This is a genomic window from Saprospira grandis DSM 2844, from assembly GCF_000275825.1.
Classification (GTDB): domain Bacteria; phylum Bacteroidota; class Bacteroidia; order Chitinophagales; family Saprospiraceae; genus Saprospira; species Saprospira grandis_A.
In genome coordinates, this window is sequence record NZ_JH719942.1 from 2,298,751 (window position 1) to 2,315,169 (window position 16,419).

General features: G+C 44.6%; 11 protein-coding genes and 1 pseudogene. 7 read left to right on the forward strand and 5 right to left on the reverse strand.

The window, feature by feature from the left end:
- Positions 1–2 precede the first annotated feature (2 nt).
- The 3 genes from lpxA (at position 3) to SAPGRDRAFT_RS10545 (ending at position 3,545) form a co-directional block, all read left to right on the forward strand.
- Positions 3–788, forward strand: coding sequence for an acyl-ACP--UDP-N-acetylglucosamine O-acyltransferase (gene lpxA, locus SAPGRDRAFT_RS10535; protein WP_002659252.1), 786 nt, complete (start codon positions 3–5; stop codon positions 786–788).
- 3 nt (positions 789–791) lie between these two features.
- Positions 792–1,424, forward strand: a complete 633-nt coding sequence (locus SAPGRDRAFT_RS10540) for an ABC transporter ATP-binding protein (RefSeq protein WP_002659253.1) — start codon at positions 792–794, stop codon at positions 1,422–1,424.
- A gap of 948 nt (positions 1,425–2,372) precedes the next feature.
- Positions 2,373–3,545: a S1C family serine protease gene (locus SAPGRDRAFT_RS10545; protein WP_002659254.1), complete on the forward strand. Its 1,173-nt coding sequence runs from the start codon at positions 2,373–2,375 to the stop codon at positions 3,543–3,545.
- A 144-nt stretch (positions 3,546–3,689) separates the two neighbouring features.
- Here SAPGRDRAFT_RS10545 and SAPGRDRAFT_RS10550 read toward each other — a convergent pair.
- The 4 genes and pseudogenes from SAPGRDRAFT_RS10550 to SAPGRDRAFT_RS10570 form a co-directional block, all read right to left on the reverse strand.
- Positions 3,690–4,996 (reverse strand): annotated as a pseudogene (locus tag SAPGRDRAFT_RS10550) (IS3 family transposase).
- A gap of 88 nt (positions 4,997–5,084) precedes the next feature.
- Positions 5,085–7,118: an ATP-binding protein gene (locus SAPGRDRAFT_RS10560; RefSeq protein WP_156001898.1), complete on the reverse strand. Its 2,034-nt coding sequence runs from the start codon at positions 7,116–7,118 to the stop codon at positions 5,085–5,087.
- Positions 7,119–7,402: 284 nt separating this feature from the next.
- Positions 7,403–8,149 (reverse strand): 3'-5' exonuclease, encoded by a 747-nt coding sequence (locus tag SAPGRDRAFT_RS10565; RefSeq protein ID WP_002659257.1) that lies wholly within the window; start codon positions 8,147–8,149, stop codon positions 7,403–7,405.
- A 27-nt stretch (positions 8,150–8,176) separates the two neighbouring features.
- Complete coding sequence (locus SAPGRDRAFT_RS10570) at positions 8,177–10,090, reverse strand: AAA domain-containing protein (protein ID WP_002659258.1); 1,914 nt, start codon at positions 10,088–10,090, stop codon at positions 8,177–8,179.
- 247 nt (positions 10,091–10,337) lie between these two features.
- On the opposite strand from SAPGRDRAFT_RS10570, the gene SAPGRDRAFT_RS10575 reads away from it, so the two are divergent.
- From SAPGRDRAFT_RS10575 to SAPGRDRAFT_RS10595, 4 genes are all read left to right on the forward strand, one after another.
- Positions 10,338–10,565 (forward strand): hypothetical protein, encoded by a 228-nt coding sequence (locus tag SAPGRDRAFT_RS10575; RefSeq protein WP_002659259.1) that lies wholly within the window; start codon positions 10,338–10,340, stop codon positions 10,563–10,565.
- Between the two features lie 319 nt (positions 10,566–10,884).
- Positions 10,885–12,543: a DNA repair protein RecN gene (gene recN, locus SAPGRDRAFT_RS10585; protein WP_002659260.1), complete on the forward strand. Its 1,659-nt coding sequence runs from the start codon at positions 10,885–10,887 to the stop codon at positions 12,541–12,543.
- A 366-nt stretch (positions 12,544–12,909) separates the two neighbouring features.
- Positions 12,910–14,541: a hypothetical protein gene (locus SAPGRDRAFT_RS10590; protein WP_002659261.1), complete on the forward strand. Its 1,632-nt coding sequence runs from the start codon at positions 12,910–12,912 to the stop codon at positions 14,539–14,541.
- Between the two features lie 117 nt (positions 14,542–14,658).
- Positions 14,659–15,393: a hypothetical protein gene (locus tag SAPGRDRAFT_RS10595; RefSeq protein ID WP_002659262.1), complete on the forward strand. Its 735-nt coding sequence runs from the start codon at positions 14,659–14,661 to the stop codon at positions 15,391–15,393.
- A 59-nt stretch (positions 15,394–15,452) separates the two neighbouring features.
- Here SAPGRDRAFT_RS10595 and SAPGRDRAFT_RS10600 read toward each other — a convergent pair whose 3' ends face one another.
- Positions 15,453–16,283, reverse strand: coding sequence for a hypothetical protein (locus SAPGRDRAFT_RS10600; RefSeq protein ID WP_002659263.1), 831 nt, complete (start codon positions 16,281–16,283; stop codon positions 15,453–15,455).
- Between the last annotated feature and the right edge of the window lie 136 nt (positions 16,284–16,419).

Here is a 16,419-nt window from a genome sequence, read left to right on the forward strand (position 1 = left end):
TCGTGAATCATCATCCACTAGCTGCCGTCAGTCCAAAAGCCAAAATTGGCAAAAACGTAAAAATTAGTCCTTTCGTTACCATCGAAGAGGATGTCGTTATTGGTGATGGTACCCAAATTGGCCCCAATGCCGTGATTATGTCTGGTAGCCGCATTGGCCAAAATTGCCAGATTTTTCCCGGCGCAATTATTGGCGCGGCCCCCCAAGATCTTAAATTTAAAGGCGAATACTCTACCCTAGAAGTAGGCGATAATACCATTATCCGAGAGTATTGTACGCTCAACCGTGGTACAGCAGCTAATGAGAAAACTGTGGTGGGCAGCAATTGCCTGCTGATGGCTTATGTGCATATTGCCCACGATTGTATTGTCGGTAACCATTGTGTGCTGGCCAATAATAGTACCTTGGCCGGGCATGTAGAGCTAGAAGATTATGTCATCCTTGGTGGCATGTCTGCTGTGCATCAGTTTACCCGAATTGGCGCACATGCTATGCTCGGCGGTGGAGTGCTGCTCAATAAAGATGTACCTCCTTTTGTCCGGGTGGCCCATTATCCCGCCTCTTATATTGGGGTAAATGTGATTGGCCTGAAACGAAGAGGCTTTAGCGTAGAGACTATCGAAAGTATTCAGGAAATTTATCATCAGCTTTTTGTAATTAAGCAAAGCCGAGCCGATGCCTTAAGCAGTATCACTGCTTTGACTAGCTCTACCGAAAGAGAACAGATTCTTCAGTTTGTAGAAGGATCTGAAATCGGAATTGTTAAGGGCCTGCGCTCAAATGCTTAGCCTATGCTCTCCATTGATCTCCAAGATTTAGCTAAACGCTACCGATACGAATGGATTTTTAAGGGCCTCAATTATACTTTTGAGGCCAATACCGCCTATGCTATTCGTGGACATAATGGGGCCGGAAAGTCTACGCTGCTCCAATGCCTTTCGGGCTTTCTTTCTCCCTCTGCCGGCCAATTGGTCTATACTTATCATGGCAAGCCACTAGATAGAGAGAACGTTTTTCAATATTGCAATTATCTCGGCCCTTATGTGCAACTGATCGAGGAGCTGAGCCTGATGGAGGCCATTGATTTTCATCGACAGTTTAAACCCCTGCTGCCAGGCATTTCTCCCCAAGATCTTTTTGAGCTCTCTGGCCTGCCTAAGTCAGCCAAAAATAAACCGATTCAGTTCTTTTCTTCAGGGATGAAACAACGCCTCAAGCTAAGTCTGGCCCTCCTAAGCGAAAGCCCACTGCTCTTACTCGATGAACCCAGTATTACGCTAGACCGAAAAGCCGTGGCCTGGTTTCAAGACCTGCTCGAACGCTATGGCCTTCCCAATAGACTCTGTATTATTGCCTCTAATGTAGATGAGGATCTGCTGCTCTGTCAAGAACAACTGCAAATAGAAGATTTTAAAGCAAGCTAATTATGGCTTGCTTTTTTTTATGGGGCTGCCCCGCCCTGCGGGCGGGTCGGGCTGTGCCGTAGCTCGCAGGTCTGCTCGGCCCATCGGCGCAAGCGCCTCGGTCTGGCCCTTCGGGCCACTACTATCCATCCCTCAGCCTGCGGCGGCTTTGCCGCCTGCAAAACCCATAAAGCGGTATTCGTCGCTTCGCTCCTCATGCGTTAATATATCCCCGCCCACCCACCCCTTTATGGGATTCCTTAAGGAATCCCTTGGCTGGCTGGGCCCTTTTGTTGCCCTCCCTCCTCAAAAATAGCAGCAAAACACTCCCTTTGCCCAGTTCCGAAAACAAGCAATAAGCTTAAAGGGCTGCATGAGGTATACATTTTTCCAGCGAATGCTCCAATGCAGTTGCAATGCCTATATCTTTTTGCAGCGAATGGGCTGAGGGATTCTAAAAGAGCATTTTTTTTCCAGCAAATGGTCCGATGCAGTTGTAATGCCTATATATTTTTGCAGCAAATGGGCTGAGGGATCCTAAAAGAGCATTTTTTTTTCAGCAAATGCGCTGGGGGGGCTTAAAAATAGCCGTTCTGCTTTATGGCCTATCTCCCTACAACAATTCTCTTAGCTGTCCTCAGTAGGGAAATAAGCCAATTGCCTTATTTTCTCCCTTTTTGCTTTGGCCCAAGCTCCTTTGCCCGGGCGGTCCTTGGCCCAGCGCTGCGGAGTGGGTGCGGCGCAGCCGCAGACCCAGCTGCCTTCGGCAGCGCAGGGCCGAGCGAATAGCGAGCCCCGCAGCATAGCGGCGGCCAAGCTAGGCTTTGCCTAGCTTGGCCGCGGGCCCCAAAATAAAACCCTAAAAAAATTAAAAAGACGTTAAGTTGGGAGGAAAGAGCAACCCCTAAAAAAAACGGGCCGTTTAATAGGGCGTTGAAAAGAATTGAAAAACGAGAAAAACAACTAGCTATGAAGCCCAATCTTTCGCATTTATTTTCTGGTTTGGCGGGTGGACTATTGGTCCTTGGCGCCAGTTATCTCTTACCGGCCAGATCCTCGGTTCAGGCTGTAGAAATTAAGACCGAAACGGTGGCCCAGTTGCCCAAAGAAGGCCCCAAAGAACAGCTTCCGAAGGCCCAAGAAGAGCTGGGGCAATTGGCCCATAATATGGGGGGCGCTCGGGCGCCTATTGATTTTTCTGCAGCAGCCGAAAAGGTCATGCCGGCGGTGGTCAATGTCACTTCTATTAGTCGATTTAAGCCTCGTTCTCGGAGAGAGGAGGTCTATATGGAGCTTTTTGGTCAGCCTCGGGATAATCAATCGACGGGTTCGGGGGTAATTATTGGTAAGCAGGGCTATATTGTCACGAATAATCATGTGATTGAGGGGGCCACAGAAATAGAAGTGACCCTTTATGATAAGCGAAAATATAAGGCGGAATTAGTGGGGACCGATCCATCTACTGATTTGGCGGTGCTAAAAATCAAGGCGTCCAATTTGCCTAGTGTAGAGCTCTCTAACTCTGATGAGACCAAAATTGGGGAGTGGGTATTGGCTGTGGGCAATCCCTTTGATTTGAATTTTACGGTAACGGCGGGTATTGTTTCGGCCAAGGGCAGAAATATCAACATTTTGGGCAATCGCAAAGCGAGCATCGAGTCATTTATACAGACCGATGCGGCGGTAAATCCTGGAAACAGCGGTGGTGCTTTGGTTAATGCTAAAGGAGAGTTGGTGGGCATCAATACGGCCATTGCTACGCCTACGGGGACCTATGCGGGTTATTCATTTGCTGTGCCCATCAATCTAGTGAAAAAAGTGGTGGGTGATTTGATGGAGTATGGAGAGGTGCACCGCGCTTATTTGGGCGTGATGATTATGGATGTGGACAGTGATTTTGCCAAGCAAGAGGGCCTGTTTGTGAGTCAGGGCGTTTTTGTTTCTGAGCTAATTGATGGGGGAGCGGCCAAGGATGCTGGCATTAAAAAGGGAGATGTCATTGTGGGCATCAATGAGCAAAACGTTCGTTCGGTTAATGAGTTGCAAGAGAAAGTGGGCAGCCGTGACCCCGGCGACACCGTTCGAGTGAAGGTAAAAAGAGGCAAAAAAGAGTTGGTCCTCAATATGAAATTGAAAGAATAGAGTAGGGGAGGGAGTGTCCCGTCCTGAAAAACTGATACAGAATTTAAAGCAATAAAATTCTGATTAAATACGGGTAAAAAGTTATTCTGGAAGATTTTGACCTCCTTCAAAAAGGTCAAAAAATCTTACGGAAATAACTTGTTGTCAATTTAACAACTCTGGCTTAAGATGATCTTGGGCTAGAGTTGTTTTCTTTTTATAGCTCTTATATTCGAGCTCTTGTTGTTGGTGCATTTCAGCAGGCGGCATAAATTGACAAGACCAATGTGGTCGCGCTTGGTTGTAAATATCAATACTTTGAGCCACTATTTTCTTCATCGCATCTAGCCCTAAATGGAAAAAATCTGCAATAAACTCTTGCTTTAATATTCCATTTATTCGCTCTGCTACGGCATTTGCATAAGGATCGTAAGACTCTGTCATAGAACAACTTATGCCTAGTTTTTTGAGCAGTTGCTGATAATCATTTGAGCAGTATTGAATGCCCCGGTCAGAATGATGAATCAGCTCTTCATTAGGATATTGACGACGCTTTGCAGCCTGTTTCAAGGCTCGAATAGAGCCAATGCTGCTTAAGCTGTTAGAGACATCATAACCCATTATTTGCTTAGAATAAGCGTCTGTGACCAAGGCTAAATACATCGGATTTTCTCTCGTTCCAATGTAAGTAATATCTGAAACCCAGACTTGCTCTGGTCGATAAATTTTCAAATCAGCTATTTTGTTCTTATGTTTTCTGTAGTGGTGGAAGGAATTTGTCGTTGTATGATAGTTCTTTCGAGGTCGAACCAGCAGATTATTGGCCCGCAAAATAGTAAAAAATTTATCTCGGCCTACTCCTAGAGCCTTCAACTCAGCTTGAAGTAAATGATACAATTTGCGGCCGCCTAAGCGAGGCATTTTGTTCCGTACTTCTTGAACTAAGGCAACTACTTTTTCTGCCAAACCCTGATTAGATCTAACTTTTGCCTTCGATCTATAATACTTTTGACGATTTATCCCGACCAATCGACATAAGCTACTTAAGCTTATTTTTTCTTCTTTTTGGAATTTATCAACTGTTCGGGTAAAGACTTTTTTCTGATTGGAATTTCAAATTCTTCTTCCGCTATATCTATCATCATATCAAAAAACAAGGCCTTCTTATCTGCCTGATTTAGCTCCTTTTCCAAGCGACGATTTTTCTTCTCTAAAAGCTTCAATTGCTGACGCAACGCCATCAATTCTTGTTCTGGACTCTTCTTCATACTTCTTAATTTATAGCTTTTATCATATTGGCCATGTTTCTCGATCCATGTCCGAATTGTTCTGTCTCCTTGTATCCCATACTTGCGTTGAGCGGCCTTTAAGCCAATCTCTCCATTTTCTACTTCCGACACAACTTGGAGCTTAAAAGCTAAGGTATAATCTTTTTGTGTCCGCTTAACATACTGACCTTCTTTATTTTCCATCTATCTTCTGATTTTGTTGTATCAGTATATCAGGACAAGACAGAGGAGAGATAAAAAAAGCCCAGCGCATAGCGCTGGGCTTTTTTTGTTAGGGGGTATGGCCCAATAGTTTTTCTATAAAGATTTGGTTTCGTAGTTGGGCTCTTTTTAGCACTGTAGAATACTTAATTACTTCAGTATATAAACTTGCAGGAGGTCTAGGATTGAACGGCCTGCTAGAAATAGGTTTAGCGGGTCGATATAGAAAATCAAAATGTGGATCTTCTAGAAAAGCACTATCATGGTCTTGTACATCCCAAGGGTCTATTTGTTCACCAATTAGATAGCCATAAAAAGTAGTGAAATTAAACTCCTCTTTAGCTAGATTATGAATAAGTGCGGCATATCGGCTAATTTGATTGAGTTGTGTGGCTGGGTTGACATTAGGGTTTTTGAGTTCAATAATAATACATTTTCCTTCTTGGGGAAAGAGTAAAATATCTGTACGTTTTTTATAGCGATCTTCTTGGACTGACTGTCGGTATCTTTGTTCGTCTTCGCTCAGTTCTTCTTTGAGCAATTTGACCCCATTGATTGTGATATTACCTAGTGTAAATTCTGATAGGCCAGAGAAGTAAATAAAATCTTCTTGTAGAATCCAAAGGTCACTGATTTCAGGCTGCTTAGAGCTTTGTTGGAAGAGCAAGTTGTGCAAAAGTTTTTCATCTATATTTCGCTCTTTAGTTGTTTGTACTTCTAGTTCTTTCTCAAGAATTTTAGCAAAGAGGTCAAGGACTAGTTTACGTCTGGCGACATATTGGCTAAGTGCTGCGCGGTTTTGCAGTGGTAATTGCTTTACTAGCGTTTTGGATAGTGTAGCTAGTTCTTCTTGATAAGAGGAAGAGCTAGGGTCTAATTTTTTAAGTTGATCGAGTTGTTTTTTTAGTAAAGCATCTGCCTTAGCTACTTTTCGGGCATCAAAAACATAACTTTTTTCTAGTATTTTCTCTTCAGAATCTTGGAGTCGGAGGCCAGAGTTGGCAATAGTCTCTGAGCTCAATAAAAACATAGACTTTAGTTCCTCTAACCCTTGTTCGTGAGCTTTGTTAAGTTGTTCTATTTCTGGATAGTGGGCCTCTATCTCTTGGTTTATTTTATCTTCTAAATCAGAGAGAATAATTTCCTCCTGTTGAAACAAATCCTGTCTTTTTTCTAATTCTTCTAGGCTTTCTGGAATAGATAAAAGCCCTCGAGTATCAGAGTCTCTTAGGTCTAAGTAATCGGAAGAAAGTAGAAATAAATAGCGTTGTCCTTGGATCGTTTCGGATTCCTTAAGATGTCTGAATTTAAGCTTTAAGCTATCAATTAACTCTGACTTGGAGGTGAGTTTGATTGCATTCTGACTTAGAATATCTTTGCCTACTTTGAACCCTTTTACATTGAAGGCTGCTAGCTTATCTAAGTTTTTCCAAATTCCATTTTTTAGTCCTTTAAATGGAATTTCAAATTTAAATAGCTGGTCCTCTGTGGGAATATCTTCTGAACTAATTACTTTTTCTTGATAGACGGCATCATCTAAGTAGAAACAGATATGAATATTGGGAAGTTGCTCTTTTTGTGTACAGAAATAGTCGAGGTAGTGTAATATAATTTCTTTGACTAGTTCTTCTATAGTGAGCTTGTTATAAAAGGCCTGCTCTTTTTCATCTAGTAACTCTTGAAAGTGTATCGCACTATAGGTTCCTTTTGAGCTGATTACCTCTTTTTGGGGTAATTCTGCCAAAATAGCATGAGCATCTAGAAATGGTTTTGATTTAGACATTTCTAATTGCCGTCTATTTAATTGACCTGCAAGAAGGTATTGGCTGTCTATAAATACCTTATTGAAAAAATGAATATACTGTATACGGCCAGACCCTTTATTTTTGGGGCCTTTTCGGTTGTCTTTATAGCGCTGAAAACGAAGGTAGTTTTCTTCTGTAAAGCCTTCGCCATTGTCGCTAAGCAACATAGATTCAAAAGTCTTTTCTTCTTCAATTAGGGAAGAAGTGTAGTATAGATTGAGTTTGATTTTAGCTGGAGCTTCCACATTTTGCTGTAAAACTTCAAATGCATTTGTGAGGGCCTCAAACAATGGCTGCAAAGCTCTGTTTGACTTTTTTAAGTCAGCTAAAACGCCAGGGTAGTAAAGATGTGCACTCCTAATGTATTGCTTTTGGGCCATAATGATTAAGTTTTATTAACTCTTAGCTATACAAATATAAGAATTCTTTAGTTTTGGAAGAATTTAAAGTCTGCTATGTTAATATAAAGGCCCTCTGTTCAACAGAGGGCCTTTAAGCTAGCTAGCTGTTCATCCTTTAAAAAGGAGCCGTATTTATTCTGTGCTTTTAAGCTGATACTCTTCTTGATCTAAGATGCTCTATCCTAGCCCTCAAAAGCTGCTCGTACAAACTTCTTAGTATTTTGGGCAAATTCGCCTCTAAGGACCCAATCGGCATAGCCTTTATCGGCGCGGATGGGCTGGTCTCTTAGTTTGCCAAAGTTCCAGTAGAGCTCGCCTTCTTTGCGGTAGATTTTGCCCGCAAAATCAACACGTTCTTTACCTTCTTCTACAAAGAGAGCTTCTAATTCTTTAACCGTAATGGGAAGCTCATCATGTTTCTCCAATTGCTTTTCGAGGATGGTTTTGGTGGCCTCAATATCGGCAATGGCATCATGGGCATCTAATAGCTCCTCGCCAGTATAGCGCTGATAGGTATGGCCCAATTTATGGCTATTGACATGGCGTTCTAGCTTGATGACATCCACAAAATGGGTGTCGGGTGTAGGGTACTCCATACCTGCCCGAGCAAATTCCTCGGCTAGCATAGGAATATCAAAGTTATCGGAGTTGTAGCCCGCTAGGTCGCTATCTTTTAGCCAGCCATAGAAGGCCTTGGCCAGTTGGCGGAACTTAGGTGCATTAACTACATCCTTATCATAAATGCCATGTACGGCAGAAGCGCCTTCTGGAATAGGCATTTGGGGGTTGACCAAGCGGTTCTTAACTTCGGTGCGGCCATCTGGAAATAATTTGATGGCGCCAATTTGTACAATTCGATCATTAACAATGCTGGTGCCGGTGGTCTCTAGGTCAAAGAAGACCAAGGGGCGTTCTAGTTGCAATCCCATATCTAGTTTTGTTTTGTCTGTTGTTATTTACATCCACTCCCAAGCGCTGGCGTATTTGCCATGCTTCTCGCAGTAATCCATAAACGATTGATAAAATTTGTGTTGGCCCAAGGTGGCACTATCCCCAATGATGATGAGCTTTTTTCGGGCTCTGGTCATGGCCACATTGAGGCGGCGAGTATCTTTCAGAAAGCCAATTTCTCCCTTTTCATTAGAACGGACCAGGCTAATATAGACCACATCTCGCTCTTGGCCCTGAAAGGCGTCAATGGTGTCTATCGTAATATCGTCATCAGGAAAATGGTCAAAATCTGTTTCCATCTGTTCTTGCATAAAACGAACCTGCTCTCGATAGGGCGAAATAACGGCAATGCTGGGCCGAACTTGCTTGTCGGCAAAGCTAAGCAGATGGTCCAAGTGCTGCCTTAAGATATAATATTCTTCAGGGTTATAGGAGCTCAGGGTTTCGGGGTTGATTTTCTCGTCAAAGCTACAACCTGCCGTATCAATAAACTCTACGGGAGTGGTATCTCCACCAGGCCGCATGGCCAAGGTCCAATTCTTTACAAAGTCGGCAGCCTGAAGTTGGCCCTCATAAAAGTATTGGTTAGAAAACTGCATAATTTGCTCATGCATACGGTATTGCGTTCTGAGCAGCTGCACCCGCTCCAAACGCTCTACGGCCTTTTCTAATAGGGTAATGGAAAGCCCCTTTTGGGCCGCCTTTCTACTTTTTACGGTAGGAGGAAGCTGAAAAGGGTCGCCCGCCAAAATGACCTTGTCGGCCTTGGCGATGGCAATCCAACAGGCGGGCTCCAAAGCCTGAGCGGCTTCATCAATCACCACCGTATGAAAGCGGCGGTTTTCAATGTAGCGGTTCATAGAGCTCACCAAGGTACAACAAATGGCATCCGCCTCCGATAGGATCTTTTCAATCAGATAATCTTCCATCATGCGGGCATGACGAATTAGATTTTTGGCCTCTTGATAGGTTTCTCGACGCTCATTGCGCTCGTTGGGCCCAAATTTCCGCTTAAATTTTCCAGCTTTGCGGAAAAGCTCGGCCGCCTCTTTTTTCATCTTCTTGACCTCCTTCATTTCGGCCCGATCTTGCAAAATGCCCTCAATGCTATGCTGCAAAACTTTTTCGTCTAAACGAGAGACGTTCCCCACCCGAACTACATTGAGGCCTTGCTCCGCCAGACGCTCTGTGAGCAAATCACTGGCGGGATTAGAAGGGGCACAAACCAAAATCGGACTCTCTCTTTTAACCAATTCCTTGATAGCGGCCACTAGGGTAGTGGTTTTTCCCGTACCAGGAGGGCCATGCACCACGGCCACATCTTCGGCAGCCAAAATCTGCTGTACGGCTTCTGCCTGAGAAGTATTCAGTTGGCCCAAATCGCCTGGGCGGCGGTGGTCCTGAAAACGAGCAGGCATTTTACCCAGCAAAATCTCGCGCAACTCAGACAAACGATTGTCTTGAGCCTCGGCCACATACTTTAACGCCTTGCCCATTTCCAAATAAGAACGCTCATCAAAAGCAAGCTGCACCCCAATTTGCTCATGCATCACCCAAGAAGGCAACTCCTTGCCATAAAGAATAATCTTCATCTCGTCTTTCTTGATGTAATGAACCACCCCATACTCAAAAATCGACTTCTTGCGCTCAAAATTACTACTAGGGAAAATCCCCACCACGGTCCCTGCCCGAAACTTATGCGCCTGATCCTTACTATACATCCGACTGATGGTCACATAAGGGTGCTCGCCCAAACTCCAACCCGTCCGCTCTTGCCGAACAGGATGCCAACAAACCCCCTTTTCTATGCGCTCTTTGAGCGATAATTGCTCGAGCAAATAACGATATTGCTTAATTTCTTCCTGCTTTTCTTCTTCTAGCAGCTCCATTAAAGCCTGTATTTCTTCTGTTGCTTTCATTTGTTGCTTTTTGGAAATATACAGCGGTTTGCGGAGAATATCATCTAATTCTGGGTTTTTTGGGGCCCGCGGCCAGCTAGGCGCAGCCTAGCTGGCCGCCGCTATGCTGCGGGGCTCGCTCTTCGCTCGGCCCTTCGCTGCCTTCGGCAGCTCGGTCTGCGGCTGCGCCGCACCCGCTCCGCAGCGCTGGGCCAAATGCCCCTTTTCTGCCCAAACTTACTTAGATACGAAAAAGTGGAGGTAAAACTTGCGTATCTCTTTAAGTGTGGCTATATTTAGTATATTACTTAATGTAGTCACCTTAATTATTATGAAAAGCAAGAAGTTAATCAAGCAGATGCAGCAGGAGTTGCGGCAGATGAAAAAGATGTATAAGGCCAACAAATCGCTTTTGCAGGGTCGGGCAGAGGGGCGGCAGTTATTGGCTACTATAAAAGACTGGGAGCAAAAGATCAAGCAATTGGGTAAGTTGTAGTTGTATTTTGCGGTTTTGCAGGGCGCGTAGCGCCTCGGCTGAGGGATGGATAAGGGGGGCCGCAGGCCAGACCGAGCTTTTGAGCAAAGCGAAAAAGCGAAGGGCCGAGCGAAGAGCGAGCCCTGGCACAGCCCGACCCGAGCGCAGCGAGTGGGCAGCCCCAAAGGAAACAGAAAGTCGCAGTCAGAAAAATAAAAAACAAAAAGTTGTATTTTTTTGCGCCAATCTGTTTTAAGATTCAAGCTTTAGCCTTAGCTTTGTTATAAATGTGAAACACCCTTTTTGAGAGCGGGCATAGCCCAAGAAGCGACAGACAATAATGCTAAAATCTTTACAGATAGAAAACTATGCGATTATCGAGTTTGTACGGCTCGATTTTCATCAGGCCCTAACCATTATTACGGGAGAAACTGGGGCGGGAAAGTCTATTATATTGGGGGCTTTGGGCCTTATTCGGGGCAAGCGGGCCGATACGAAGGTCTTGTATGACTTGAATAAAAAGGCTTATGTAGAGGCGGAGTTTTCGCTTTCGGCAAGTCGTTTTTCGGCCTTATTTGCGGCCTTAGATATAGATTTTCAGGAGCAGACGATTATTCGGAGAGAGATTCGGCCATCGGGGAAAACCCGGGCTTTTGTGAATGATAGTCCTGTAAAATTGGAGCAGCTCAAGGCGCTTGCCGATCGTTTATTGGATGTGCATCAGCAGTTTGACACCTTAGATATACAGGAGCCCGATTATCAGTTGCATATTATGGATGCCTTGGCGGGCAACTTGGAGAATTTGGCCCAATATGAATTGTTGTATGCTCAATGTCAGGGCGAGAAGAGCCAGTTGCGGGCGTTGGAGCGCAAGCAGCGTTCGGCCTTAAAGGAGCAAGAATTTATTGCCTTTCAGCTCAAGGAATTGTTGGAGGCCGAGTTGTATGCGGGCGAGCAGGAAGAATTGGAGCAGGAGCAAAAGCAATTGAGCCATGCGGAGGACATCAAGCGGGTGCTTTCGGGCTTGGTGATGGGCCTAACGGAGGAAGAGCCTTCTTTGAGTGAGCAATTGACTGTGATGAGCAATCAATTGTATACGGTATCGGATTATCAGAAAGATTTGCCAGAATTGGCGGAGCGTTTGGAGGGCCTGCGTTTTGAGTTGGAGGAATTGAGCAATGGTTTGAATCGCATTGCGGAGGATACGGAATATGACGATGAGCGTTTGGAGGAGGTCAATGAGCGTTTGGATTTGCTTTTCCGTTTGCAGAAAAAGCATCATTTGGCTTCGGAGGAGGAGCTCTTGGAGTTGCAGGAAGAATTGCAGCAGCAATTGGATAGTTTTGAGGGCTTGGAGGACCAAATAGAGCAGCTCAAGAGTAGTATTATTAAGAAAGAAAAGCAGCTTTGGCAGCAGGGCAAGGCCTTATCGGCCAAGCGAGAAGAGGCAATTGGTCCATTTGAGGGGCAGCTTAGAGAGCTCTTGCAGCAGTTGTCTATGAAATATGCAAGGCTCAAGGTAGACCTTGCCGAGGCCAAGGAATTGGGCCCTAAGGGGATTGACCAATTGCGGTTTTTGTTTTCGGCCAATAAAGGGGGGCGCTTGGAAGAAATTCGGGGCATTGCCTCTGGAGGGGAGCTCTCGCGTTTGGCCCTATGTATAAAATCTATGATGGCGGGGGCCATTACCTTGCCCACCCTCATTTTTGATGAAATTGATACGGGAGTTTCTGGAGAGGTGGCCCTGCAGATGGGGCAAATCTTGCAGCAGCTATCGGCAGCGCATCAGGTGGTGAGTATTACGCACTCTCCACAAATAGCGGCCAAGGCCCGCAAACACTACTTTGTGCATAAAGAAGTTATAAAAGACAGAACTGTAACAGCCATAAAAGAACTAGAAAAAGAAGAAGAGCGGGTAGAGGAATTGGCCAAAATGCTTAGTGGCAACCCGCCTTCGGCCTATGCCAAGGCCAATGCAAAAGAGCTCTTGGCCCGATGATATAGTCTAAGTGAAACCAAGATTAATGAAAGTTCGTACCTTATGAGAAAGTACGAACTTTTATTCTTTAAAGGGCTTTGTATCGGCTTAGAATAAGGGAGAAGGCAACAGATTTGTTATTTGATTCGTTTTAGTAGCTGAACTTATGCAAAAAAGCTAGCTAGGCTAAACTGTTAAAAATCAGCGGATTTAATTGCAAGAGTGTATTTTTGGCCTTATTTTACTATGCTCTATAGCTTAGTAAGCTAAGAAATTGGTTTGTTCTTTGCCTTATAGAGCTCAACTAACAACAGGCTTGTTTAAGGCTTGGCCTTAAGTAACTAGCCGCTAAATGATATTCAGAACATTTAACAAATTTGTATCTAAATGAAAATTAAAACTACACTTACACTTCTTTGCGCAGCTATGATGGGCATGCAGATCCAGGCCCAAAACGTGGGTATTGGAGAGCCCACACCTAGTGGCAAATTAGATATCTTGCAAACAGAAACCACCGGAAGCTCAGTTGAAGTGAACCATACGGTTACTACAAATGGTAGCTCGGCTATCTTTTTGCGCAATGCCGGAACAAACCGCGCACTACATGCACAAAACTTATCAACAACAACAACTTCTTCTGTCGCTCGCTTCTTGCAGCTAGGGCAGGGGCATGGTGTTGAAATATCGATGGATGTGGCCAGCCCTTCTGGTATCGCTAGCTTTTTTGTTAATAACTTAGGAGCCGGCTTTGGGGGCTACTTCGTTCAGGCTGCGGGCAATACTCTCCCCGGTTTGTTGGTAGACCACTACGGATCTGGCTATGGCTTGTCGGTTTATCAAAATGCAACAGGAAATGGGATGTACAATGATGTGACCGATGGAATCGGTTTTGTCAATATTATCCGGGCCAACCAAACAGGGTTTATGGGCGACCATACTACTGCTGGAGGGACTGGTGCATCAATCAGCCTTGATGTACAAGACGGTGTTGGCTATATTGTAGATGCAGACAATGGTACTACGAGTACTCCCGCTACCGCTGGTGGTGATGTTTATGGCTTTTTTGCCAATGTCTATACGGCTAGCCCTTCTTCTGGAGGTACAATTGCTGGGGCGGCCTTCGCCGCTACGCAAGGCGGCGTAAGTCACGGTATACTAATTAACCATACAGGTACCCAAGGCCGTAATGCCGAGTTTAATACTAATGGCGCTACTAATACCGATGAAACCGTTTTTGCTACCAACTTGGGCCAAGGTCCTGTTTTTGTTGGGCAGCAACAGTCTGATGTGATCACGGGTATTATTTCTGCAGGAGACTTTTCTTATACTGGCTCTGATGTAGCTGACCATATTGGTGTGTCTGGTTCCTCTACCCCCACTGCCGGTTGGGGTATTGGCGTAGAAGGTACTGGTAACTTCTATGGCGTCTACTCAAATGGAGATATGGGGGGCTCAGGAGCCAAAACCTTCATTATCGATCACCCCGAAGATCCCCAAAACAAAATGCTTAAGCATTTTTCTATCGAGTCTAATGAGGTCCTCAATATGTATAGAGGTATCGCTCAGCTAGATGCCAACGGAAATGCAACTATCGAGCTGCCTAGCTACTTTGATGATATTAACATCAACTTTAGCTACCAACTAACGGCTATCGGTACGCCTCAGCAACCTTATGTTTTGGAGGAAATTACGAATAATACTTTTGTGGTGGCCGGTAAGCCCGGAACCAAAGTTTCTTGGACCGTCTATGCAGAACGCAATGATGCTTATCTACAAGCTCATCCCGAAAAACGCCAGACCGAAATCGCAAAAGATGGAGAACGTACAGGCAAGTATCTACAGCCCGAGCTCTATGGCCAACCCAAAGAGCAGTATATGTTCTATCGCAAGTCTAGCGAAAAACAACAACCCACAACCAAAATTCTACTTCCCAAGCAAAAAGAAGTAGCCAACCAACAAGAAGAGCGTCCCGCTATCCAAATCCAAGAGGAAAAGACAGAACGTCCAACTCTAGACTAATAGAAGCAACTCACGCTAAATGCTTATAAAAAGGCGAGCCGATTTCGGCTCGCCTTTTTCTTTGGCCCAGCCTTTGCAAAGCCCCTTTAGATTTTCTTAACAAGCAACATTTTAATCATGAAAAACTATTTGTTACTCGCCTTTGTCGGACTTTTTATGGGGAGCTTGCAAGCGCAGCAATCAGATGAGCTCTCTATCCAAAAAGATGGTATTCAGTATAGCTACCAATACAAAATGCTAGAGAAAAAGAAGAAAAAGGACCAGTACCTCATCCGAAGCAAATTAGAAAATGTAACTAATGAGAGCTTGTATTATGAGGTGCCCGCTGGCGATTTGCTCGATATGGAGGAAGAGGGCCTAGCGGTGGTCCGTATCCATAATACTAAGGGCCTTTTTGCCAACCGAGGAAGCTGGACCCTAGGCGAAAAGACAAATTATAAAACTAAATCAGGCGGAACAATCTATGAAGTTCGGCCACATAGCCCAATTAGTAAAGAAATTAAAAGCTCGGTGGTAAAGGGCAAAACTCCCGAAATGACCGCCGAAATCTATAAGCAAGTTGGCCCACTCTCCAATTTTGATATCGATTTTATGCAGCCAGAGTTTATCAATGGAAACTGGACGGCCAACTGTGGTAATTTTAGCTTCCAATTAAGCTTCAACCGAGATACACTCAATAATATCGAATTGACGCAGTTGGTCAATAACCGCAGCTATACCTATATTCATAGAGGTAACCAACGCTTCGAAAGAGCCGATAACCCTAGCTATTTTATCCTCTTTGCCGCCGATGGCAAGTCTTTCCAATATACAGCAGAAGATGGCCCCGTTTGTAGCTGGCGCAAGAACTAATTCTTGGCCCTAAACCAAAAAAGCCGAGGCATTCGCCTCGGCTTTTTTTATCCCCAGATCTAACTCAGTTCCTCTTTCTGAGGAAGCTCCTTATAAATCTCTAGGGGCCAACCATTCCGCATCTGGTTCTTGATGGGGTCCAGCAGCTTACGAATCGTACTTTTCTTGATCCGCTTGTATTTTTTATCAATCAATAGCCCCATATGCCGCTTTAGGTAGCCTTGATCATATTGGCCCTCTGGCAAATAGGTCAGCCGGCCCTTCAGATAAGCCTTGCCCTTAAATTCCTCGGTTCCCCGAAGCTTGGGCAAACGGCCAATCACCAAAATGTAATCTTCATCCACATTTTTGCTGTCCATAATGTCCGAATCACTACTTTTTTTCTTGTAGGGATAGGCTTCCATCACAAAAAAAGGCTTAACGACCAATTTAGATTTACAGCGGTCCTTAAAGTATTTGAGGTCCTTTTTTAACTGCGCCTCTACCTCTTTTTTAGTAAAGCGCATAGGCGTTCTATGGTCCTCCTTCGAGTTTTTGGTAATATCTAAACGCGCCTTTTTATTGTCCTGAGGCATGGGCAAATAACCCACTTCTTGGGCGGGTTCTTCCTCTTCTGCTGCCTCTTTTTCTCCCCCAAAAAGACTAGAAAGAAGGTCCTCGCCCTGAGCATCTTGCTCGGCCAAAACTTCTGTTTCTTCCTCCGCTTTTTCTTTCTCTTCTACAAAACTCCAATCAAAATCGTCTTCTTCTGTTTGGGGGAAATCATCTTCTTCCCAAGAAAACTCCTCATCCTCTTCCTCAAAATCATCTTCTTCCCAAGAAAAGTCATCCTCTTCCTCAAAATCATCTTCCTTCCAGTCAAAGTCGTCTTTATCGTCGGTCAAATTCATAGTTAATCCATTTTAGCTTTCCTAAGATAGGCATTTTTAGCTAATCTCACTAAGGCTTTTTCTTCTGTTTTTTGTTTTTGGGGCTGCCCGCTCGCTTCGCTCGGGTCGGGCCATTGCGCAGCTCGCAGGTCTGCTC

Coding starts and splice junctions, on each gene's coding strand:
- SAPGRDRAFT_RS10540 (WP_002659253.1), top strand. CDS start 792: ATGCTCTCCATTGATCTCCAAGATTTAGCTAAACGCTACCGATACGAA.
- SAPGRDRAFT_RS10545 (WP_002659254.1), top strand. CDS start 2,373: ATGAAGCCCAATCTTTCGCATTTATTTTCTGGTTTGGCGGGTGGACTA.
- SAPGRDRAFT_RS10565 (WP_002659257.1), bottom strand. CDS start 8,149: ATGGGATTGCAACTAGAACGCCCCTTGGTCTTCTTTGACCTAGAGACC.
- SAPGRDRAFT_RS10570 (WP_002659258.1), bottom strand. CDS start 10,090: ATGAAAGCAACAGAAGAAATACAGGCTTTAATGGAGCTGCTAGAAGAA.
- recN (WP_002659260.1), top strand. CDS start 10,885: ATGCTAAAATCTTTACAGATAGAAAACTATGCGATTATCGAGTTTGTA.
- SAPGRDRAFT_RS10590 (WP_002659261.1), top strand. CDS start 12,910: ATGAAAATTAAAACTACACTTACACTTCTTTGCGCAGCTATGATGGGC.
- SAPGRDRAFT_RS10595 (WP_002659262.1), top strand. CDS start 14,659: ATGAAAAACTATTTGTTACTCGCCTTTGTCGGACTTTTTATGGGGAGC.
- SAPGRDRAFT_RS10600 (WP_002659263.1), bottom strand. CDS start 16,283: ATGAATTTGACCGACGATAAAGACGACTTTGACTGGAAGGAAGATGAT.